This is a genomic window from Pseudomonas sp. Sample_22 (assembly GCF_004307635.1).
Classification (GTDB): Bacteria; Pseudomonadota; Gammaproteobacteria; order Pseudomonadales; family Pseudomonadaceae; genus Aquipseudomonas.
Genome location: NZ_RCNY01000093.1, coordinates 173507 through 192212, shown reverse-complemented (window position 1 = coordinate 192212; position 18706 = coordinate 173507). Strand labels below are relative to the sequence as shown.

The 18706-nt window shown below is 59.8% G+C and carries 23 protein-coding genes; 11 read left to right on the top strand and 12 right to left on the bottom strand.

Features of this window, described 5'->3' with window-relative positions; all coding sequences use genetic code 11:
* From hisD to D8U73_RS27420, 9 genes are all read right to left on the bottom strand, one after another.
* Entirely contained in the window at nt 1-1326 is a 1326-nt protein-coding gene (gene hisD, locus D8U73_RS27460; RefSeq protein WP_056855039.1) for a histidinol dehydrogenase, read from the bottom strand.
* Between the two features lie 125 nt (nt 1327-1451).
* Nucleotides 1452-2087, bottom strand: a complete 636-nt coding sequence (hisG, locus tag D8U73_RS27455; RefSeq protein ID WP_008018703.1) for an ATP phosphoribosyltransferase — start codon at nt 2085-2087, stop codon at nt 1452-1454.
* Nucleotides 2088-2213: 126 nt separating this feature from the next.
* Nucleotides 2214-3479 (bottom strand): UDP-N-acetylglucosamine 1-carboxyvinyltransferase, encoded by a 1266-nt coding sequence (murA, locus tag D8U73_RS27450; protein ID WP_056855038.1) that lies wholly within the window; start codon nt 3477-3479, stop codon nt 2214-2216.
* A 22-nt stretch (nt 3480-3501) separates the two neighbouring features.
* Complete coding sequence (locus D8U73_RS27445; protein ID WP_008054378.1) at nt 3502-3741, bottom strand: BolA family protein; 240 nt, start codon at nt 3739-3741, stop codon at nt 3502-3504.
* 114 nt (nt 3742-3855) lie between these two features.
* Nucleotides 3856-4161: an STAS domain-containing protein gene (locus D8U73_RS27440; RefSeq protein ID WP_056855037.1), complete on the bottom strand. Its 306-nt coding sequence runs from the start codon at nt 4159-4161 to the stop codon at nt 3856-3858.
* Nucleotides 4158-4811, bottom strand: coding sequence for an ABC transporter substrate-binding protein (locus D8U73_RS27435; RefSeq protein ID WP_056855036.1), 654 nt, complete (start codon nt 4809-4811; stop codon nt 4158-4160). The genes D8U73_RS27440 and D8U73_RS27435 overlap by 4 nt, the downstream gene beginning before the upstream one ends.
* An 11-nt stretch (nt 4812-4822) precedes the next feature.
* Nucleotides 4823-5290, bottom strand: coding sequence for an outer membrane lipid asymmetry maintenance protein MlaD (mlaD, locus tag D8U73_RS27430; RefSeq protein WP_130906271.1), 468 nt, complete (start codon nt 5288-5290; stop codon nt 4823-4825).
* On the bottom strand, nt 5290-6087 hold the full coding sequence (gene mlaE, locus D8U73_RS27425) for a lipid asymmetry maintenance ABC transporter permease subunit MlaE (RefSeq protein ID WP_056855034.1): 798 nt from the start codon (nt 6085-6087) through the stop codon (nt 5290-5292). Before mlaE ends, mlaD begins: the two co-directional genes overlap by 1 nt.
* A complete protein-coding gene (locus D8U73_RS27420; RefSeq protein WP_056855033.1) occupies nt 6087-6896 on the bottom strand; it encodes an ATP-binding cassette domain-containing protein in 810 nt (269 codons plus the stop codon). The genes mlaE and D8U73_RS27420 overlap by 1 nt, the downstream gene beginning before the upstream one ends.
* Nucleotides 6897-7171: 275 nt before the next feature.
* Here D8U73_RS27420 and D8U73_RS27415 point away from each other — a divergent pair, with 275 nt between their 5' ends.
* From D8U73_RS27415 to D8U73_RS27370, 10 genes are all read left to right on the top strand, one after another.
* Complete coding sequence (locus D8U73_RS27415; RefSeq protein ID WP_130906270.1) at nt 7172-8146, top strand: KpsF/GutQ family sugar-phosphate isomerase; 975 nt, start codon at nt 7172-7174, stop codon at nt 8144-8146.
* Complete coding sequence (locus D8U73_RS27410) at nt 8146-8670, top strand: HAD family hydrolase (protein ID WP_056855031.1); 525 nt, start codon at nt 8146-8148, stop codon at nt 8668-8670. The genes D8U73_RS27415 and D8U73_RS27410 overlap by 1 nt, the downstream gene beginning before the upstream one ends.
* Nucleotides 8671-8677: 7 nt before the next feature.
* On the top strand, nt 8678-9250 hold the full coding sequence (gene lptC / locus D8U73_RS27405; RefSeq protein ID WP_056855030.1) for an LPS export ABC transporter periplasmic protein LptC: 573 nt from the start codon (nt 8678-8680) through the stop codon (nt 9248-9250).
* On the top strand, nt 9237-9785 hold the full coding sequence (gene lptA / locus D8U73_RS27400; RefSeq protein ID WP_056855029.1) for a lipopolysaccharide transport periplasmic protein LptA: 549 nt from the start codon (nt 9237-9239) through the stop codon (nt 9783-9785). Before lptC ends, lptA begins: the two co-directional genes overlap by 14 nt.
* Nucleotides 9785-10510, top strand: coding sequence for an LPS export ABC transporter ATP-binding protein (lptB, locus tag D8U73_RS27395; protein WP_056855028.1), 726 nt, complete (start codon nt 9785-9787; stop codon nt 10508-10510). Before lptA ends, lptB begins: the two co-directional genes overlap by 1 nt.
* Before the next feature lie 180 nt (nt 10511-10690).
* Nucleotides 10691-12184 carry an RNA polymerase factor sigma-54 gene (locus D8U73_RS27390; protein ID WP_056855027.1) on the top strand — a complete coding sequence of 498 codons (1494 nt, stop codon included), beginning with the start codon at nt 10691-10693 and terminating at the stop codon, nt 12182-12184.
* Between the two features lie 74 nt (nt 12185-12258).
* A complete protein-coding gene (gene raiA / locus D8U73_RS27385; RefSeq protein WP_007941242.1) occupies nt 12259-12567 on the top strand; it encodes a ribosome-associated translation inhibitor RaiA in 309 nt (102 codons plus the stop codon).
* Between the two features lie 12 nt (nt 12568-12579).
* Nucleotides 12580-13044: a PTS IIA-like nitrogen regulatory protein PtsN gene (ptsN, locus tag D8U73_RS27380; protein WP_056855026.1), complete on the top strand. Its 465-nt coding sequence runs from the start codon at nt 12580-12582 to the stop codon at nt 13042-13044.
* Nucleotides 13045-13046: 2 nt separating this feature from the next.
* Nucleotides 13047-13904 carry an RNase adapter RapZ gene (gene rapZ / locus D8U73_RS27375; RefSeq protein ID WP_056855025.1) on the top strand — a complete coding sequence of 286 codons (858 nt, stop codon included), beginning with the start codon at nt 13047-13049 and terminating at the stop codon, nt 13902-13904.
* A 15-nt stretch (nt 13905-13919) separates the two neighbouring features.
* Nucleotides 13920-14195, top strand: coding sequence for an HPr family phosphocarrier protein (locus D8U73_RS27370; RefSeq protein ID WP_130906269.1), 276 nt, complete (start codon nt 13920-13922; stop codon nt 14193-14195).
* Between the two features lie 122 nt (nt 14196-14317).
* On the opposite strand, the gene pmbA is transcribed toward D8U73_RS27370, so the two are convergent.
* Nucleotides 14318-15664 (bottom strand): metalloprotease PmbA, encoded by a 1347-nt coding sequence (gene pmbA / locus D8U73_RS27365; RefSeq protein ID WP_130906268.1) that lies wholly within the window; start codon nt 15662-15664, stop codon nt 14318-14320.
* A 109-nt stretch (nt 15665-15773) separates the two neighbouring features.
* Between pmbA and yjgA the strand changes: the two genes are divergently transcribed.
* Nucleotides 15774-16298, top strand: coding sequence for a ribosome biogenesis factor YjgA (gene yjgA, locus D8U73_RS27360; RefSeq protein ID WP_008054354.1), 525 nt, complete (start codon nt 15774-15776; stop codon nt 16296-16298).
* Between the two features lie 48 nt (nt 16299-16346).
* On the opposite strand, the gene tldD is transcribed toward yjgA, so the two are convergent.
* A complete protein-coding gene (gene tldD / locus D8U73_RS27355) occupies nt 16347-17789 on the bottom strand; it encodes a metalloprotease TldD (protein ID WP_056855022.1) in 1443 nt (480 codons plus the stop codon).
* A gap of 19 nt (nt 17790-17808) precedes the next feature.
* The gene (locus D8U73_RS27350; RefSeq protein ID WP_130906267.1) at nt 17809-18657 is read right to left on the bottom strand and encodes a carbon-nitrogen hydrolase family protein; all 849 of its coding nucleotides are present in this window, start codon (nt 18655-18657) and stop codon (nt 17809-17811) included.
* Between the last annotated feature and the right edge of the window lie 49 nt (nt 18658-18706).

The following is an 18706-nucleotide window of genomic DNA, read 5'->3' as shown; positions in this document are numbered from 1 at the left end:
TCAGTTCCCCTTCTTGTCGTCAACGATGCGGTATTCGGCGCTACGGGCGTGCGCGGTCAGCGACTCGCCACGAGCCAGCACGGAAGCGGTTTTACCGAGTTCCGAAGCACCCTGTTCTGAGCAGAAGATGATCGACGAACGTTTCTGGAAGTCATACACACCCAGCGGCGACGAGAAGCGCGCAGTACCGGAAGTCGGCAGCACGTGGTTCGGGCCGGCGCAGTAATCGCCCAGCGCTTCGGACGTGTGACGGCCCATGAAAATCGCCCCGGCGTGACGAATCTGCGGCAACCAGGCTTGTGGATCGGCAACCGACAGCTCCAGGTGCTCCGGCGCGATACGGTTGGCCACTTCCATGGCTTGTTCCATGTCGCGCACCTTGATCAACGCACCACGGCCATTGATCGAGGTTTCGATGATCGTGGCGCGTTCCATGGTCGGCATCAGCTTGGCGATGCTGGCCGCGACCTTGTCGAGGAATTCGGCGTCCGGGCTGACCAGAATCGCCTGGGCGTCTTCGTCGTGCTCGGCCTGGGAGAACAGGTCCATGGCGATCCAGTCCGGATCGGTCTGACCGTCGCACACCACAAGAATTTCCGACGGACCGGCGATCATGTCGATACCGACCTGGCCGAACACGTGGCGCTTGGCGGTGGCGACGTAGATGTTGCCCGGGCCGACCACCTTGTCGACCTTCGGCACGCTTTCGGTGCCGTAGGCCAATGCCGCAACGGCTTGCGCACCGCCGATGGTGAAGACCCGGTCGACCCCGGCGATGCAGGCAGCGGCCAGCACCAGTTCGTTGATCTCACCACGCGGGGTTGGCACCACCATGACCACTTCGGTCACGCCGGCAACCTTGGCCGGAATGGCGTTCATCAGCACCGACGATGGGTAAGAAGCCTTGCCGCCCGGTACGTACAGCCCAGCGCGATCCAGCGGCGTGACTTTCTGGCCCAGCACCGTGCCGTCGGCCTCGGTGTAGCTCCAGGAGTCCTGTTTCTGCTTTTCGTGGTAGCTGCGCACACGGGCGGCAGCGACTTCGAGCGCTTCGCGCTGCGCCACGGAGATGCGGGTCAATGCCAGCTCCAGGCGCTCACGCGGCAGGATCAAGTCGGCCATGGACTGAACGTCCAAACCGTCGAACTGGCGGGTAAAGTCCACCAGCGCCGCGTCACCGCGCTCGCGCACAGCCTTGATGATGTCCAGCACTCGCTGATTGACCGAGTCGTCAGACACACTTTCCCAGCTCAGCAGATGATCCAGATGATGCGCGAAATCCGGGTCAGCAGCGTTGAGTCGGCGAATTGCAGTCGGTGCGGTCATAGCGAGAGCCTCATAGGAATGGCAAAAAACTCAGGCGCCCGAAGCTAACATTCGATCCGCTTGGGCACCTGAGAATTCTGGCTATGAGGCGGATAGACGGCGCGACTCAGCGTCGCGCAGGTGAATCAGCCGCGGTGTCGAGACTCCACTGCCTTGCGCAGGGTGTCGATCAACGCCTGGATACGGGCGTGCTGCATTTTCATCGAAGCTTTGTTGACGATCAGACGGGAGCTGATGGCCGCAATGAAATCCTGTGGCTCCAGGCCATTGGCCCGCAGCGTGTTGCCGGTGTCGACCACGTCGATGATCTTGTCGGCAAGACCGATCAGCGGTGCCAGTTCCATCGAACCGTACAGCTTGATGATGTCGACCTGGCGACCCTGTTCGGCGTAGTAACGCTTGGCAACGTTAACGAACTTGGTGGCGATGCGCAGGCGGCCCTTGGGCTCGACCGCGCCGACCTTGCCAGCCGTCATCAACTTGCATTGGGCGATTTGCAGGTCCAGTGGCTCATACAAGCCCTGGCCGCCGTATTCCATCAGCACGTCTTTACCGGCGACACCGAGGTCGGCGGCACCATGCTCGACATAGGTCGGCACGTCGGTGGCACGCACGATCAGCAGGCGTACATCTTCCTGGGTCGTGGGAATGATCAGCTTGCGGCTCTTGTCCGGATTCTCGGTCGGCACGATGCCCGCTTCAGCGAGAAGCGGCAGAGTGTCGTCAAGGATGCGGCCCTTGGACAGTGCGATGGTCAACATGGGAAACGTCAGTCCTTATCAAGGTACTCATGCCCGGTCGCAAACGGCGCCGGACACACATCGAGCCGGAAACCGGCTCGACTTCAACAATTCAACGGGCATGTCCTTATGCCCCTGCAGCAGGAACTAGCCCGGAACGCGACGGATCTTGGCGCCCAGCATCTGCAGTTTCTCTTCGATGCACTCGTAACCACGGTCGATGTGGTAGATGCGATCGATGAGGGTGTCGCCTTCGGCAATCAGTGCCGAGATCACCAGGCTGGCCGAAGCGCGCAGGTCGGTAGCCATGACTGGCGCGCCCTTGAGCTTTTCGGTACCGGTGACGATGGCGGTGTTGCCTTCGACCTGGATCTTGGCGCCCATGCGGTGCAGTTCGTAAACGTGCATGAAGCGGTTTTCGAAGATCGTCTCGATCACAGCACCGGTGCCTTCGGCAATGGCGTTGAGGGAGATGAACTGCGCTTGCATGTCGGTCGGGAACGCCGGGTACGGAGCGGTCCGCACGTTGACGGCTTTTGGCCGCTTGCCGTGCATGTTCAGCTCGATCCAGTCTTCGCCGCAGGTGATTTCGGCACCCGCTTCGCGCAGTTTTTCCAGCACGGCTTCAAGGATGGTCGGATCAGTGTCCTTGACCTTCACGCGCCCGCCGGTCACGGCAGCAGCAACCAGGTAAGTACCGGTTTCGATACGGTCCGGCATCACCTTGTAAGTGGTGGTGTGCAGACGCTCGACGCCATCGATGGTGATGGTATCGGTACCGGCGCCGGAAACCTTGGCGCCCATGGCGTTCAGGAAGTTCGCCAGGTCGACGACTTCAGGCTCGCGCGCGGCGTTGGCCAGGACGCTGCGGCCCTTGGCCAGGGCGGCGGCCATCATGATGTTCTCGGTACCGGTCACGCTGACGGTATCGAAGAAGAAGTGCGCACCGCGCAGGCCGCCTTCAGGCGCCTTGGCCTTGATGTAGCCGCCTTCGACGTCGATGATCGCGCCCATGGCTTCAAGACCACGGATGTGCAGGTCAACCGGACGCGAGCCAATGGCGCAACCGCCAGGCAGGGCAACTTCGGCTTCGCCGAAACGGGCAACCATCGGTCCCAGTACCAGAATCGACGCACGCATGGTTTTAACCAGTTCGTACGGAGCGATCAGGGTCTTGATGGTGCGAGGGTCGATCTCGACTGCCAGCTTCTCGTCGATCACCGGCTCAATGCCCATGCGACCGAACAGCTCGATCATGGTGGTGATGTCGTGCAGGTGCGGCAGGTTGGCAACGGTGACCGGGCCATCGCACAGCAGCGTGGCAGCCAGGATCGGCAGGGCAGAGTTCTTTGCCCCGGAGATGCGGATTTCGCCGTCAAGACGAGCACCGCCAGTAATAATCAATTTATCCATAAGAATCTCGACGCCCTTGGGCTCAGGTGCGCTCGGCCCAGGCCGCGCTGCTGAAAAATTTCATAGTGACCGCATGGATGCTGCCATCGGTGATCCATGGGTTCAAATGGGCATAGATCTGCTGCTGACGCTTCACCGGGCTCAACGCCGCCAGTTCATCGCTAATCACGTTCAGCTGGAAATTGCAGCCTTCGCCCTCGACTTCAACCTTTGTTCCGGGCAGCTTTCCTTCAAGGAAGCTCTTCACTTCTACGGCCTGCATGCTCAACCTCAATCGGCGCCCTGTGCGCGCGGGTCGGACATCATACAAAAAAGCCCCGCGCCTGCGAACCCCGCGGAGCAGGACTCTGACGGGGGGCTTCTTTATAGATGCGGGTTAGGGATGCGCCAACAGCTCGGTCAGCTCGCTGACCTGAGCGATTTCACGCATGTCTTCCGGCATTGCGCGGATGCTCAGCGCCTTGCCGGCAGCCTGTGCGTCGCGCATGAAACACAGCAGCAACGACAAACCGACGCTGCTGGATTTTTCTACCGCCGAACAATCGACCACCACTGTCGCCGCCTTGCTGGCCTTGATCAGCGCCTGCCCCTGCTGACGCAAGGCCGGGCCGGTGCGGTAGTCCAGCACGCCGCTGAGCCGCAGCTCGCCGGCTTCGTCCATCCGGACTGCCGACTCACTCATTGAGTTTGCTTCTCGGACGATTGTTCGGCAGTTTCCTTGGCCTTGGCGACTTCCCCGGCCCAACCATTGATGGTCTTGTCCAGATCGTTGCCATTGCGCTGCATTGCATCGGCGAACTGATCGCGGAACAGCTTGCCGATGTTGATGCCGTTGATGATGACGTTACGCAGTTTCCATTCGCCATTGATTTTTTCGAGGGTGTAGGACACTGGGTAGATCGCACCGCTGCTGCCCTTGACCGTCATGCCGACACTGGTGCGGTCCCCGGACTCCTCCTTGGGAGCGTCAACGGTGATGCCCTGGTTGTTGTACTCCAGCAAGGCGTTGCCATAGAACTGGAACAGACCTTTCTTGAAGTTCTCTTCGAAGGTCTTCATCTGTGCAGGCGTGGCTTTGCGCGAGTACTTGACCGTCATGATGCTTTTGGAGATGCCCTCGGCATCGACAACAGGCCCGACAATCGTGTTCAGCGCGTTATAGAAGTCTTGCGGATCTTGCTTGTATTTCTCTTTGTTGGCGGCCAGGTCGGCCAGCATCCGATTGGTGGTGTCCTGGACAAGGTCATGCGCGGAAGGGGCCGCCACGGCGTTAGCCATCAACGGCACGGCCGCGAGCAATATCAACAGGCCACGTCGCAAGGTAGAGATCATTTACAAATTCCTCATTTGGGGTCTTTGCTAACGGTATTGAGCAGGAACTTACCGATCAGGTCCTCGAGCACCAGCGACGACTGCGTGTCATGGATGGTCCCGCCATCCTTGAGCAACGCTTCTTCCCCGCCCACGCTGATACCGATGTACTTCTCGCCCAACAGGCCAGCGGTCAGGATAGATGCAGTGGAATCAGCCGGCAGATTATCTACACGCTTTTCCAGCTGCATGGTCACCCGACCGGTGAAACTGTCGCGGTCCAGATCGATCGCTGTGACCTTGCCGATAGTGACACCGGCCATGGTCACTTTAGCTCTGACCGTCAAACCGGCGATATTGTCGAAATACGCATAAAGTTTATAGGTGTCGGTGCTCGGGCTCGGGGTCAGGCCACTGACCCGCAATGCCAGCAGCAACAAAGCCAGGATGCCAGCCAGCAAGAAAAGGCCGACACCGATTTCCAGGGTGCGGTTTTGCATCAGAAATCTCCAAACATCAAGGCGGTCAGAATAAAGTCCAGACCGAGGACTGCCAACGAGGCATAGACCACGGTCTTGGTAGTGGCACGACTGATCCCCTCGGAAGTGGGCTCGCAGTCATAGCCTTGGAATACGGCGATCCAGGTCACGACGAAGGCAAATACGATGCTTTTGATGATGCCGTTGAGCACGTCGTCAGTGAAGGTCACACTGTTCTGCATGTTCGACCAGTAGGAGCCCTCGTAGACACCCAGCCAGTCGACAGCCACCCACGAACCACCCCAGATGCCCACCACGCTGAAAATCATCGCCAGCACCGGCAGGGAAATGAAGCCGGCCCACAGGCGCGGGGCAATGATGTACTTGAGCGGGTCGACCCCGATCATTTCCAGGCTGGAAAGCTGTTCGGTGGATTTCATGTTGCCGATCTCGGCTGTCAGCGCCGAACCGGCTCGCCCGGCAAACAGCAACGCGGTCACGACCGGCCCCAGCTCACGCAAAAGCGTCAGCGCGACCATCTGCCCTACCGCCTGCTCCGAGCCGTAGCTGGACAGAATGTTGAAGCCTTGCAGCGCCAGCACCATACCGATGAACACCCCGGAGACCACAATGATCACCAGGGACATCACGCCTACCGAATGCAGTTGCTTGACCAGCAGACCGAAACCGCCGCCGATACCGCCGCGACCCAGCAGTGCGTGAAACAGAAACAGCGTCGAGCGCCCGAACACCGCCAGCACATCGATGCCGGCGTGGCCGAACCGGCGCACTCGTTCCAATAGTGAAATCTTGCGCATCAACGCTTCCCCAGAAGATCTGCGCGGTAATCCGTCGCTGGAAAGTGGTACGCGACCGGACCATCGGGTTCACCGGTCATGAATTGACGGATGCGCGGGTCGTCCGAGTTCATCAGTTCGTCCGGCGTGCCCTGCCCCAGCACCTGCCCGTCGCCCACTACATAGATGTAGTCGGCAATGCTCGCGGTTTCGGCCAGGTCGTGGGAAACCACGATACTGGTGATGCCCAAGGCATCATTGAGCAAGCGGATCAGGCGCACCAATACGCCCATGGCGATCGGGTCCTGGCCAACGAAGGGCTCGTCATACATGAGAATCTGGGGATCGAGCGCAATGGCCCGCGCCAGCGCGACACGACGCTTCATACCGCCGGACAGTTCGTCGGGCATCAGGTCGATGGCACCGCGCAAACCCACGGCCTGCAATTTGAGCAGGACGATATCCCGGATCATTTCTTCCGGCAGCTCGGTGTGAACGCGCAGTGGAAAAGCCACGTTCTCGAATACATCGAGATCCGTAAACAGTGCGCCACTCTGGAACAGCACGCCCATGTGCTTGCGGGCATCGAACAGATCGCTGCGCGACAACGTCGGCAGGTTCTGCCCATTGACCCAGACTTCGCCGCTATTGGGCCGCAATTGTGCGCCCATCAACCGCAACAGCGTAGTCTTGCCACACCCGGAAGGTCCCATGATGCCGGTGACCTTGCCGCGGGGAATACGGATATCGACGTTATTGAAAATGCTGCGCGCACCGCGCTTGAAGGTCAGTCCCTTCAGCTCGACCGCGTAGGCGTTATCGGCACTCATCTAAACTCCTTGCGATGCAGCCTCTCACTCGGACGCCTGACTTTCTGACGAAAGCACATGCCTCTCGGGCGGGCCGAACTGGCGGCGAACTATATCACTGCAATGGTCACGCGCCCAAGGCCAAAGCCGGGCCATATTCGGTCACATGCCCGCCATGACGCGTCATTTAGAGGGATTGAGTAACAAGGAATGACAATGCGCGACGAACTTGCGTGAGGGTTTCGATCATAACCGCTATAATCGCCGCCTTTTCATCAGGCTAAACGATTTCTGACATGAGCCAATCCAGCGACCTGATTCAATCCGCCCAACGCACCATTCGCCTCGAAGTGGAAGCCGTACAAGGCTTGCTGCCACAAATCGATGCGGATTTCGTACGCGCCTGCGAGATGATTCTGGCCAGCAAAGGCCGCGTAGTCGTGGTCGGCATGGGCAAGTCGGGGCACATCGGCAACAAGATCGCCGCCACCCTGGCCAGCACCGGCACCACGGCATTTTTTGTCCACCCCGCCGAAGCCAGCCATGGCGACATGGGCATGATCACCCGGGACGACATCATTCTCGCGCTGTCGAACTCCGGCTCGACCAATGAAATCGTCACCCTGCTGCCACTGATCAAGCGCCTGGGCATCCAGCTGATCAGCATGACCGGCAACCCTGACTCGCCGCTGGCCAAGGCCGCCGAGGTGAACCTGAATGTTCACGTCGAGCACGAAGCCTGCCCGCTGAACCTGGCGCCGACTTCATCGACGACCGCCGCACTGGTCATGGGCGATGCCCTGGCCGTTGCCTTGCTTGAAGCCCGCGGCTTTACCGCTGAAGATTTCGCGTTCTCGCACCCAGGCGGCGCCCTGGGCCGACGCCTGCTGCTGAAAGTGGACAACGTCATGCACGCCGGTCAGGAGCTCCCACAGGTCCAGCGCGGCACCCTGCTCAAGGATGCATTGATGGAAATGACCCGCAAGGGTCTGGGCATGACGGTGATCCTTGAAACCAATGGCAAACTGGCCGGGATCTTTACCGACGGTGATTTGCGCCGCACCCTGGACCGCAGCATCGACATCCATAGCGTCACGATCGATCAGGTCATGACCGCCCACGGCAAGACTGCCCGCGCCGAAATGCTCGCCGCCGAGGCCCTGAAAATCATGGAAGACCACAAGATCAACGCACTGGTCGTGGTTGACGACGAAGACCGTCCGGTCGGCGCCTTGAACATGCACGACTTGCTGCGCGCGGGGGTAATGTAATGAGTACCGACCTGTTGCAACGCGGCCAGGCAATCAAACTGGCGGTTTTCGACGTCGACGGCGTTCTCACCGACGGTCGCCTGTATTTCCTTGAAGACGGCAGTGAATTCAAGACATTCAATACGCTCGACGGGCAAGGCATCAAAATGCTGATGAACGCCGGCGTACAGACCGCCATCATCAGCGGCCGCAAGACCCCGGTGGTCGAACGTCGGGCAAAAAACCTCGGCATTCCTCATCTGTTCCAGGGGCGCGAAGACAAACTGGTGGTTCTCGACGGTCTTCTTGAGCAATTAGGCTTAAGCTATGAACAGGTCGCCTACCTCGGTGACGACCTGCCGGACCTGCCGGTGATTCGCCGCGTCGGTTTGGGCATGGCTGTGGCCAATGCCGCCAGCTTCGTGCGCGAGCACGCCCACGGCGTCACGATGGCCCGCGGTGGAGAAGGTGCCGCCCGTGAATTCTGCGAACTGATCCTGCGCGCCCAGGGCCGCCTCGATGCGGCCAACGCCGCGTACCTGTGAGCCAAACATGCTGAGCAAAAAAATACGCAACATACTGCTGTTCGGCTGCATCACGGCGATTTTCGCCGCGGTCGGCTATTGGAACATCAGTCCGGAACGCTTCCTCGACAAGCCGGTCGTGCAGGTCGATAACAGCGCAATTGATTACTACGCCATCAATGCCCATAGCGTGCAGTTCCTGCCCGATGGCAAGTTGCAGTATGAAATGACTTCGGACAAGGTCGAGCACCTGAAAGCGACTGAAGTAACGCTACTGACCAATCCGGACCTGAACATGTTCCGCGGCACGCAGTTTCCGTGGCATGTCCAGAGCGATAAGGGTGAAGTCAATCCAGACGGCACCCAGGTCGAACTGATCGACTCGGTACGCATCACCCGTTTCGATGAGAAAAACCGCAGAACCCTGATCACCACCACTCGTATGACGGTGTTCCCGCAGCAGCAATATGCGCAGACCGAGCAACCCGTTAGAATCGACGGCGCTGGCGGTGTATCGACTGGCAAGGGAATGAAAGCGTATTTGAAAGAAAGCAGGATACACCTGCTATCGAACGTAAGAGGACAGTATGAGGCTCGTTAAAACCCTCCCTATTTTGCTCAGTCTGAGCGCTGCACTGGGAAGCGTGAGCGCCTGGGCTCTGCCGGACGATCAACAGCAGCCTATTCGCATCCAGGCCGACGACGCCCAACTGGACGACAAGAACGGTATTGCCACCTACACGGGCGATGTCATCATCACCCAGGGTTCGATGAAGGTCACCGGCAACAAAGTGACCATGACCCGCGCTCCGAATGGCGACATCGACGTGGTGACATCGGTGGGCAACCTGGCCTACTTCGAGCAACTGCAGACCGCGGGCGACACCAAACCCGTGCAGGGCTACGGCGTAACCATCCAGTACCACGCCTCGCAAAATCGCGTGGTACTGATCGACCGCGCCAAAGTCATCGACAAGGACAACAACGTCACCCAGGGCGAGAAAATCGTCTACGACACCCAGAAGAAACTGGCCAGCGCCGGTCGCGCCACGGGTAGCAAGGTGACCGAGTCGCGTCCGCGCGTCGACATGGTGATCCAGCCGAAAAAGAAAACCGACGAGCAAAAGGCCCAGTAATGGCAACTCTGAAAGCTCAGCATCTGGCCAAGAGCTACAAGAGCCGCCAGGTCGTGCGTGACGTCAGCCTGTCCATCGACAGCGGTCAGATCGTCGGCCTGCTTGGCCCCAACGGCGCCGGCAAGACCACCTGCTTCTACATGATCGTCGGCCTGGTACAGGCCGATCAGGGTCGCGTACTGATCGACGACCTGGACGTCAGCCACCAGCCGATGCACGGTCGCGCCAAGGCGGGTATCGGCTATCTGCCGCAGGAAGCGTCGATCTTCCGCAAACTCTCGGTCGCCGATAACATCATGGCGATTCTCGAGACCCGCAAGGAACTCGACAAGGCTGGCCGACGCAAGGAACTGGAAAGCCTGCTGCAGGAATTCCACATCAGCCACATCCGCGACAACCTCGGCATGAGCCTGTCCGGTGGTGAGCGTCGTCGCGTGGAAATCGCCCGGGCATTGGCCACCAACCCGAAATTCATTCTCCTCGACGAACCTTTCGCCGGCGTGGACCCGATTTCGGTAGGCGATATCAAGCAGATCATTCATCACCTCAAGGCCAAGGGCATTGGCGTGCTGATCACCGACCACAACGTCCGTGAAACGCTGGATATCTGTGAAACCGCCTACATCGTCAACGATGGCCAACTGATCGCCGAAGGTGACTCCGACACCATCCTGGCCAACGATCTGGTCAAGGAAGTGTATCTGGGCCACGAGTTCCGCCTGTAAGCACTGAAGCTCATGGCGGTACAGTTCGCGACAAACAGTAAAAATCAACCAGTTTTTATTGTTACAGCGGTCTAGGCAAACACTTCAGTTTCAGGCATATAATTTGCTTATGTTTGGCGCTTCGGCGCCCTGTAGTGGATGGCGCATGTGCGCCGGCGAATAAGGTGTTAAGCCCCTGCCATGAAACCATCGCTAGTCTTGAGAATGGGCCAGCAGCTGACGATGACACCGCAGCTGCAACAGGCCATCCGCCTGCTCCAATTGTCGACCCTGGACCTGCAACAGGAAATCCAGGAGGCCCTGGAGTCCAATCCGATGCTCGAACGCCAGGAAGATGGTGAGGATTTCGACAATTCCGACCCTCTGGCCGACAACGTCGAACAGAAGCCCAACACCGAGATTCAGGAGCCCTCGTATCAGGAAAGCGCCCCGACGGTGGACAACCTCGAGGAAGGCGACTGGAACGAGCGCATCCCCAACGAGCTGCCGGTCGACACCGCGTGGGAAGATGTCTACCAGACCAGCGCCAGCAGCTTGCCGAGCAACGATGACGACGAGTGGGATTTCACCACCCGCACCTCGGCCGGCGAGAGTCTGCAAAGCCATCTGTTGTGGCAACTGAACCTGGCGCCGATGTCCGACACCGATCGCCTGATTGCCGTGACCTTGATCGATTGCATCAACAATCAGGGCTATCTGGACGAGACGCTCGAGGAAATCCTGGAAGCGTTCGATCCGGAACTGGATATCGAGCTGGACGAAATCGAAGCCGTCCTGCACCGCATCCAGCAATTCGAGCCGGCCGGTATCGGCGCGCGCAACCTTGGCGAATGCCTGTTGCTGCAACTGCGCCAGTTGCCCGCCAAGACTCCGTGGCTGGCCGAAGCCAAGCGTCTGGTCACCGACTACATCGACCTGCTCGGCAGCCGTGACTACAGCCAGCTGATGCGCCGCATGAAGCTCAAGGAAGATGAGCTGCGCCAGGTGATCGAACTGGTCCAGAGCCTCAACCCGCGTCCGGGCTCGCAAATCGAGTCCACCGAGGCCGAGTATGTCGTCCCCGACGTCATCGTGCGCAAGGACAATGAGCGCTGGCTGGTAGAGCTCAATCAGGAGTCGGTACCACGGCTGCGAGTGAACGCCCAGTACGCCGGTTTTGTGCGCCGCGCCGACACCAGCGCCGACAACACCTTCATGCGCAATCAGTTGCAGGAGGCTCGCTGGTTCATCAAGAGCCTGCAAAGCCGCAACGAAACCCTGATGAAAGTTGCCACCCAGATCGTCGAGCATCAGCGCGGCTTTCTGGAGTACGGCGACGAAGCCATGAAACCGCTGGTGTTGCATGACATCGCCGAAGCGGTCGGCATGCACGAATCGACGATCTCCCGGGTGACCACGCAAAAATTCATGCATACCCCCCGGGGCATTTATGAGCTGAAATACTTTTTTTCCAGCCACGTCAGCACCTCCGAAGGCGGCGAATGCTCGTCTACGGCGATCCGCGCGATCATCAAAAAACTGGTTGCCGCGGAAAATCAGAAAAAGCCGTTGAGTGACAGCAAGATCGCTGGTTTACTGGAGGCACAAGGCATTCAGGTGGCTCGCCGCACCGTCGCCAAGTACCGCGAATCCCTCGGGATCGCGCCTTCGAGCGAACGCAAGCGGTTGATGTAGAGCCACGCCACAGCGTTCCAGTGGCAGATCATCGGGTCTGCCGCTTTATGCACTGGCAACGAAGGAGAAGCTGTATGCAAGTCAACATCAGTGGACACCAACTGGAAGTGACCGAACCTCTTCGCACCTACATCGGCGAAAAACTCGAACGACTGGAGCGACATTTCGACAAGATCACCAACGTGCAGGTCACGATGACAGTCGAAAAGCTTAAGCAGAAAATCGAAGCCACGTTGCATATTCCCGGCAATGAAGTGGTCGCCAACGCGGAGCATACCGATATGTACGCGGCGATCGACGCATTGACCGACAAGCTGGATAAACAACTCAAAAAGCATAAGGAAAAGACCCAGAGCCTCCTCCAGGGCGCGACCGGTCGTTAACACTCCCTACCCATGATCCGACTTGAAAGCATCCTGACCCCCGGCCGTTCCCTGGTGAACGTGCCGGGCGGCAGTAAAAAGAAAGCCCTCGAGCAAATTGCCAACCTCATCCATCGCGAAGTGCCGGATCTGGCCATGCAGGATGTCTTCGAGAGCCTGGTCGCCCGTGAAAAACTCGGTTCAACCGGTTTTGGCAACGGTATCGCCATCCCCCACTGTCGCCTCAAGGGCTGTCATTCACCCATCAGTGCCTTGATGCACCTTGATGCCCCTATCGATTTCGATGCCATCGACGGCGCACCGGTTGACCTGCTGTTCGTTCTGCTGGTCCCGGAAGCCGCTACCGATGCGCACCTGGAACTTTTACGCCAGATCGCCAGCATGCTCGACCGCAAGGAAGTGCGTGAAAAACTGCGCAGCGCGCCGAGCAATGAAGCCTTGTATCAGGTAGTCCTGGACGAGCAAAACGGTCATTAATCATGCGCTTGATCATCGTCAGCGGACGCTCCGGCTCAGGTAAAAGTACTGCCCTCGATGTGCTTGAGGACAATGGCTATTACTGCATCGACAACCTGCCTGCCGGGTTGCTGCCCGAGTTGGCCGAGCGCGCATTGATCCATACCGAACTGGTGCAACCACTGGTTGCCGTATCCATCGACGCGCGTAACTTGCCGAGTCACCTGTCGCGGTTCCCCGAACTGCTCGAAGAAGTCCGCAGCCGGCATATCCAGTGCGATGTCCTGTACCTGGACGCCGACGAAGAAACCTTGCTCAAACGCTTTTCCGAAACCCGTCGTCGCCACCCATTGAGCAGCGCCAATCGCTCGTTGGCCGAGGCCATCAGTGATGAAACCAGCCTGCTCGGGCCGATTGCCGACCTTGCCGATCTCAAGGTAAATACCACCAACCTGAACCTGTATCAGCTGCGCGATACGATCAAGCTGCGCCTGCTGAACCAGCCGGAACCCGGCACGGCATTCCTGGTGGAATCTTTCGGCTTCAAGCGCGGCATGCCGGTGGACGCCGATCTGGTGTTCGATGTGCGCTGCCTGCCCAACCCCTACTGGAAGCCGGAACTGCGCGCGCAGTCCGGCCTTGATCAACCTGTGATCGAGTACCTGGCGGCGCAACCGGACGTCGAGGAGATGTTCCAGGACATTTCCACATACTTGCTCAAATGGCTACCGCGCTTTGCGGCCAGTAACCGCGCTTACGTCACGATTGCCATCGGTTGCACCGGCGGACATCACCGCTCCGTCTACCTGACCGAACGCTTGGGCAAGACCCTGCAGCAATCCCTGAAGAACGTCCAGGTTCGCCACCGCGACCTCAGCTAAAGGATTCACATCGCGATGCCTGCTCTGGAAATCGAAATCATCAACAAGCTGGGCCTGCACGCCCGGGCATCCGCAAAATTCGTTGGGGTCGCCGGTCAGTTCAAGGACTGTACGATCAGGGTAGGCCGCACGCCGGAAACCACCGTCGACGGAAAAAGCATCATGGCCATGATGATGCTGGCTGCCGGCAAAGGTACGAGGATCTACCTGAGTACGGAAGGCGAACAGGAGCAGGAAGCGTTGGACGCCTTGGTCGCACTGATCAACAACTACTTCGACGAAGGCGAGTAAGCGGCAAGCCTATCGTTGACCGACACTGCGAAATCGCGACCACGGTTGCTTCTGCCGAGTCAGGCCCATGAAAAAGGCGCGCCACCCAATGGGTGGCGCGCCTTTTTCATGGGCTGCTGAGGTTAGCTACCGGCGACTGTCATCCGCTCGATCAACACCGAACCGGTGCGAATGTTGCTGCGCAGCTCCAGGTCATTACCCACGGCAACGATCTGTTTGAACATGTCGCGCATGTTGCCGGCGATGGTCACTTCCTGGACCGCAAACTGGATCTCGCCGTTCTCGACCCAGTAGCCCGCCGCGCCGCGCGAATAATCGCCCGTCACCATGTTCAGGCCCTGGCCCATCAACTCGGTGACCAACAAGCCACGCCCCATGCGTCGCAGCAAGGCAGCCTGATCTTCGTCGCCATGGGTGACGAACAGGTTGTGCACACCGCCGGCGTTCGCGGTGCTCGGCATGCCGAGCTTGCGGCCGGAATAGGTGCCGAGGATGTAGGAAACCAATTCGCCCTTTTCGACGAACGGCTTGGCGTAGGTTGCCAGGCCATCGCCATCGAACGCGGCACTGCCCATGGCGCGCATCAGGTGCGGTCGCTCATCGATCGTCAGCCATTGCGGGAACAACTTCTGGCCGAGGGTGCCCTCAAGGAACGACGATTTGCGATACAGGCTGCCGCCGGAAATCGCCGACAGGAAACTGCCGAACAAGCCACCGGCCAATTCTGCCGAAAACAGCACTGGCACTTCGCAGGTCGGCACCGGACGCGCACCCAGGCGGCTCGCCGCTCGCTGCGCGGCACGCTGGCCGATGCTGACAGGGTCGGCCAGCAAACTGCCCTGGCGATTCACGTCGTACCAGTAATCACGCTGCATCTGGCCATCGGCCTCGGCAATCATTACGCAGCTCAGGCTGTGGCGGGTCGACGCATAACCACCGACAAAACCGTGGCTGTTGCCATAGACCCGGCAACCCTGATGCGTGCTCAGGGTGGTGCCGTCGGCATTCTTGATCCGGCTATCGGCGGCAAACGCCGCAGCTTCGCAGGCCAGCGCCTGCTCGATGGCTTGTTCCGGGGTGATGTCCCATTGGTGGAACAGGTCGAAGTCCTCCACGTCACGCGCCATCAGAGCAGCATCTGCAAGGCCCGACGCTTCGTCTTCCGAGGTGTGTTTGGCAATGGCCAACGCCGCCGCGACGGTTTCGCGAATGGCATCCGGGCCACTCGCCGAAGTGCTGGCCGAGCCCTTGCGCTGGCCGACATACAAGGTGATGCCAAAACCCTGATCACGATTGAATTCAACGGTTTCGACTTCACGCTGGCGCACTGTGGTCGACAGGCCCTGCTCCAGGGACACTGCCACTTCACAGGCACTGGCACCCTGGCGCTTGGCTTCAGCGATGATCTGCTCGACTTGTTCCTGCAGTGCCGGCAACGCTTGTGGGCCGACGCTTTCAACTGCACTCATGCTGTTCTCCACTCAAATTCTGCTTTCGGTAACGGTCATCCGAGCGACCGGGCCGGACAAGCGGCCCCCGACTGGTTATCATGGCGGCGTTTCTTTGCGGACGGCCACCATGGTTGATTCTTACGACGACTCCCTCGATACGGGAGAAAAAAGCAAATCCCAGGTTAAACGCGAGCTGCATGCTCTGGTTGACCTCGGCGAGCGCCTTACAACACTCAAGCCTGACTTGCTGGCAAAACTGCCATTGACCGACGCTTTGCGCCGGGCTCTGGCCGATGCGCCCAAGCACACCGCGAACATCGCGCGTAAACGGCATCTTCAGTTCATCGGCAAGCTGATGCGCGATCAGGACACTGACGCCATTCTGGTTCTGCTCGATCAACTCGATGCCTCCACTCGCCAGTACAATGAACGCTTCCATAACCTGGAGCGTTGGCGCGATCGCCTGATCGCCGGCGACGATGCCGTGCTGGAAAAATTCGTCGTCGACTACCCGGACGCGGACCGCCAGCAATTACGTTCCCTGATCCGACAGGCCCAGCACGAGGTTGCGCAAAACAAGCCTCCTGCTTCCAGCCGTAAAATCTTCAAGTACATCCGTGAGCTGGACGAGACTCAACGCGGTCTGCGCTGAATCTCTGACCGGGTGAGTCGCCAGGCGACTCACCCGAAGCTTCACGTCTTATGCGCCCGTGCCACCCACGGTGATCGCATCAATCTTCAGCGTTGGCTGGCCGACACCTACCGGCACCGACTGCCCATCCTTGCCGCACGTCCCCACTCCACTGTCCAGCGCCAGATCGTTGCCGACCATCGACACTTTGCTCATGGCTTCCGGACCGTTGCCGATCAAGGTCGCGCCTTTGACCGGCGCAGTGATCTTGCCGTCCTCGATCAGGTACGCCTCGCTGGTGGAAAACACAAACTTGCCGCTGGTGATATCCACCTGCCCGCCGCCAAGGTTCGCGCAGTAGATGCCGCGTTTCACCGAAGCGATGATTTCCTGCGGATCGCTTTCGCCGGCGAGCATGTAGGTGTTGGTCATGCGCGGCATCGGCAAGTGCGCGTAGGATTCGCGGCGACCGTTACCGGTTCGGGCGACGCCCATCAGACGCGCGTTGAGCTTGTCCTGCATGTAGCCCTTGAGGACGCCGTTTTCGATCAGCGTGGTGCATTCGGTCGGCGTGCCCTCGTCGTCGACGTTCAAGGATCCGCGGCGCCCCGACAGGGTGCCATCATCGACAATGGTGCAAAGCTTGGACGCAACCATCTCGCCCATGCGCCCACTGTAGGCCGAGCTGCCCTTGCGGTTGAAATCGCCTTCCAGGCCGTGACCGACCGCTTCGTGCAGCAGCACGCCGGACCAACCGGAGCCGAGCACCACCGGCAGCGTACCGGCCGGCGCAGGGATGGCTTCGAGATTCACCAGCGCCTGACGCAGTGCCTCACGGGCATACCCCATGGCGCGGTCTTCAGCGAGGAAATAGCGGTAATCGGTACGACCACCGCCACCATGGCCGCCGCGCTCGCGTCGACCATTTTGCTCAACGATCACGCTGACGTTGAAACGCACCAGCGGCCGCACATCCGCCGCCAGACCACCATCGGTGGATGCCACCAGAATCCGCTCCCAGACCCCCGCCATGCTCACGGTCACTTGCTGGATACGCGGGTCGAGGGCACGGGTCGCGGCATCGATGCGCTTGAGCAGGTCGACTTTCTCGGCGCGGGTCAGCACTTCCAACGGATTGTCCGGAGCGTACAGCTGAGCGACATCTTGCGTGGTGAACGCTTGTACGGTGCCGTTCTGTCCCGCCCGGGAAATCGAACGGGCAGCACGGGCCGCCGCACCCAAGGCTTCCAGGGTGATCGCGTTGCTGTAGGCAAAACCGGTTTTCTCTCCCGATTGCGCCCGCACGCCAACCCCTTGGTCGAGGTTGAAACTGCCTTCCTTGACGATGCCGTCTTCCAGCGCCCAGGACTCGGAAATCTGCCCCTGAAAATACAGGTCGGCGGCATCGATGCCCGGCCCGGCCAGGTCGCCGAGCACGCCTTGCAGGCTTTCGATTGTTACGCCGCCAGGCGCCAGGAGATGTTCACTGACTGAGGACAACAACTCGCTCATATGCTTTACGCCTTAAAATTCATCGTTCTGAGGCAGGTCGCTGGGCGCCCTGCGAGAAAAAGCGCCGGTGACTGGACACCGGCATCCGCGCCCGGATGGACGCCTGTTCGCTGCTATCGCGTTCGGCCAGCAGCACGGCCTCGCCTTGATCCTGTTGCGCCAGCACCCGGCCCCACGGGTCGATGATGGCAGCATGGCCAAACGTTTCCCGCGGCCCTGGATGCGTCCCACCCTGGGCGGCCGCGAGCACATAACACTGGGTCTCGATGGCCCGTGCGCGAATCAGCACATCCCAATGCGCCGCGCCGGTCACCGCGGTGAACGCCGATGGCGCGGTAATCAACTCTGCGCCGGCTGCGCGCAATTCGCTGTAGAGCTCCGGGAAGCGCAAGTCATAACAGACTGTCAGGCCAACCCGGCCAACCGGCGTGTCCGCGACCACGACGCCACTGCCATAAGCATAGTCATCGGATTCACGGTAACGGCCACGATTGTCGGCCACGTCGACGTCGAACAGGTGCAGTTTGTCGTAGCGCGCCACTGTTTCGCCTTGATCATCGACCAGCAGCGAGCAGGCATGCACCTTGGCCGTCGGTTGATCCACCGGCGGCAACGGCAGAGTGCCGGCCACTATCCATAACTTGAGGTCACGTGCGGTCTGTTTCAACCATGGCAGGATCGGGCCTTCGCCCTGGGCCTCGGCGCGGCCGATGTCGGCAATGTCGCGGCGCCCCATGGCAGCGAAGTTTTCCGGCAGCACGGCAAGCACAGCCCCGGCCTTCGCAGCCTGTTCGAGCAGGCGTCGGGCCTGGACCAGATTGGCCAGCACATCGCTCTGGCTGACCATTTGAATCACCGCTACAGACATGGCGCACTCCTGGAAACGTATGCGGCCATGCTACTCCATTGATTTGCCG

What these genes read in the sequence shown, in the direction of transcription:
- tldD (WP_056855022.1), bottom strand. Translation starts at nt 17,789, where the DNA reads ATGAGCGAGTTGTTGTCCTCAGTCAGTGAACATCTCCTGGCGCCTGGC.
- pmbA (WP_130906268.1), bottom strand. Translation starts at nt 15,664, where the DNA reads ATGAGTGCAGTTGAAAGCGTCGGCCCACAAGCGTTGCCGGCACTGCAG.
- D8U73_RS27350 (WP_130906267.1), bottom strand. Translation starts at nt 18,657, where the DNA reads ATGTCTGTAGCGGTGATTCAAATGGTCAGCCAGAGCGATGTGCTGGCC.
- hisD (WP_056855039.1), bottom strand. Translation starts at nt 1,326, where the DNA reads ATGACCGCACCGACTGCAATTCGCCGACTCAACGCTGCTGACCCGGAT.
- mlaE (WP_056855034.1), bottom strand. Translation starts at nt 6,087, where the DNA reads ATGCGCAAGATTTCACTATTGGAACGAGTGCGCCGGTTCGGCCACGCC.
- D8U73_RS27435 (WP_056855036.1), bottom strand. Translation starts at nt 4,811, where the DNA reads ATGATCTCTACCTTGCGACGTGGCCTGTTGATATTGCTCGCGGCCGTG.
- D8U73_RS27370 (WP_130906269.1), top strand. Translation starts at nt 13,920, where the DNA reads ATGCCTGCTCTGGAAATCGAAATCATCAACAAGCTGGGCCTGCACGCC.
- lptB (WP_056855028.1), top strand. Translation starts at nt 9,785, where the DNA reads ATGGCAACTCTGAAAGCTCAGCATCTGGCCAAGAGCTACAAGAGCCGC.
- raiA (WP_007941242.1), top strand. Translation starts at nt 12,259, where the DNA reads ATGCAAGTCAACATCAGTGGACACCAACTGGAAGTGACCGAACCTCTT.
- D8U73_RS27440 (WP_056855037.1), bottom strand. Translation starts at nt 4,161, where the DNA reads ATGAGTGAGTCGGCAGTCCGGATGGACGAAGCCGGCGAGCTGCGGCTC.
- lptA (WP_056855029.1), top strand. Translation starts at nt 9,237, where the DNA reads ATGAGGCTCGTTAAAACCCTCCCTATTTTGCTCAGTCTGAGCGCTGCA.
- mlaD (WP_130906271.1), bottom strand. Translation starts at nt 5,290, where the DNA reads ATGCAAAACCGCACCCTGGAAATCGGTGTCGGCCTTTTCTTGCTGGCT.
- lptC (WP_056855030.1), top strand. Translation starts at nt 8,678, where the DNA reads ATGCTGAGCAAAAAAATACGCAACATACTGCTGTTCGGCTGCATCACG.
- murA (WP_056855038.1), bottom strand. Translation starts at nt 3,479, where the DNA reads ATGGATAAATTGATTATTACTGGCGGTGCTCGTCTTGACGGCGAAATC.
- D8U73_RS27445 (WP_008054378.1), bottom strand. Translation starts at nt 3,741, where the DNA reads ATGCAGGCCGTAGAAGTGAAGAGCTTCCTTGAAGGAAAGCTGCCCGGA.
- rapZ (WP_056855025.1), top strand. Translation starts at nt 13,047, where the DNA reads ATGCGCTTGATCATCGTCAGCGGACGCTCCGGCTCAGGTAAAAGTACT.
- D8U73_RS27415 (WP_130906270.1), top strand. Translation starts at nt 7,172, where the DNA reads ATGAGCCAATCCAGCGACCTGATTCAATCCGCCCAACGCACCATTCGC.
- hisG (WP_008018703.1), bottom strand. Translation starts at nt 2,087, where the DNA reads ATGTTGACCATCGCACTGTCCAAGGGCCGCATCCTTGACGACACTCTG.
- ptsN (WP_056855026.1), top strand. Translation starts at nt 12,580, where the DNA reads ATGATCCGACTTGAAAGCATCCTGACCCCCGGCCGTTCCCTGGTGAAC.
- D8U73_RS27420 (WP_056855033.1), bottom strand. Translation starts at nt 6,896, where the DNA reads ATGAGTGCCGATAACGCCTACGCGGTCGAGCTGAAGGGACTGACCTTC.
- yjgA (WP_008054354.1), top strand. Translation starts at nt 15,774, where the DNA reads ATGGTTGATTCTTACGACGACTCCCTCGATACGGGAGAAAAAAGCAAA.
- D8U73_RS27410 (WP_056855031.1), top strand. Translation starts at nt 8,146, where the DNA reads ATGAGTACCGACCTGTTGCAACGCGGCCAGGCAATCAAACTGGCGGTT.
- D8U73_RS27390 (WP_056855027.1), top strand. Translation starts at nt 10,691, where the DNA reads ATGAAACCATCGCTAGTCTTGAGAATGGGCCAGCAGCTGACGATGACA.